This is a genomic window from Candidatus Bathyarchaeota archaeon (assembly GCA_026014725.1).
Lineage (GTDB): Archaea > Thermoproteota > Bathyarchaeia > Bathyarchaeales > Bathycorpusculaceae > Bathycorpusculum.
Window position 1 is genome coordinate 1 of record JAOZHV010000021.1, and the last position, 1,320, is coordinate 1,320.

Consider the following 1,320-nt stretch of genomic DNA (forward strand, 5'->3'; position numbering starts at 1 on the left):
AGGCCGAGGTCTCTTTTTACCTTTGCAATCCAGCAGGTTTTTATATACATTTAAACCCCCTTTTAATTAAATTGAGTTTACTTAGTTGAGTATTATATCCAAGTTAGCGGTTAAAGCTCAAGGTAAATTATTCGATAAAAAAAGTAGGGTAAATGCACAGAATAAACGATTAAAGGTAGAACATAAATACTTTATATTGAAACAGAGTTTCAATATTTTCCGCTTGACAAATTTTTTAATCCAAGTATACTTTTTTCAAATAAAAAAATTTTCGTAGAAAATTCGAAAGTGTGATTAAAAAACAGCCCGCTGATTGATACTGATTTTGAGATTAATATGTGGATGCGGAAGTGGAAGTAGAAGTGGAAGTTGAGAAAACAGCAAAGAGAAGGGCGAAGCGGGCTAAGTGGATGCGGAGTTTTTGTGGCTTTTTACTTTTTTTGTTAAAAAGCCATCGCGGTAGTGGTCCGCGTTGCTAAAACCGTTTTAGTTCTAAACAATGCAAAGGGTAATTTATGCAAAAAATGGGTATTCACGAAAAGTCTAATATTTTCTATGCGTTAGAATATGCAACGTCGGAGTGGGCGCGAGGCTTTGGGGTATCGAAACGAGAAACATACAAAAAAAATGGCGGCACATCCCCATTTACACATAGCAACTCGACGTTTAACAGATATGCAGGAGTAGCAAAACAGTTGTGCGGATACCTTAAAGAGCAAGGTGTAAACAGAATTGACAGAATAACATATGAAAAAATTCAAAGCTTCATAGATAAAAAAATTGAAAAAGAACTATCTCAAAGCACCATAAAGGTAAATCTTTCCGCCATCGAAAAATTTTGCGATACAATCAATCGAAAAGATATTTCTGACAAATTGAGAGATAAGTATTCTGATTTCTATTCAAAAGCGAAACCGTCTGGTCGAGCGATCGCTTTTGCTAATCCAGAAAGATTAATTGAGAAAATATACGCAAAGAGTGAAACGCACGGGATTGTCGCAGAGTTGCAATATTTGACAGGAGCACGCATTGGGGATGTGAAAAAAATTGAAGTTGACAGAGAGAGACAAGTTGTGAATATAAACGGTTCAAAAGGTGGTCGAGATAGAAGTATTGATTTTTCAGATAGACAAGAGAAATTAGAACGTATAGCTAACCTAAAAGAAAAACTTAACAGTGCAATTAGAGAAACTGGTTGGAAAGAAATTAGAGAAAGTTACTACAACAGCGTAAAGTCTGCTTGTGTAAGCTGCCAAGAGCTCTATTCTGGCGCACATGCATTTAGAGTGAACTATGCGGTAGAAAGACACAATGAGCTCG

General features: G+C 36.1%; 1 protein-coding gene. It reads left to right on the forward strand.

Going from position 1 to position 1,320, the window contains the following annotated elements; all coding sequences use genetic code 11:
- Nucleotides 1-515: 515 nt before the first annotated feature.
- Nucleotides 516-1,320, forward strand: an 805-nt coding sequence (locus tag NWE95_02450) for a site-specific integrase (GenBank protein MCW4002755.1), incomplete at its 3' end; no start/stop codon positions are given.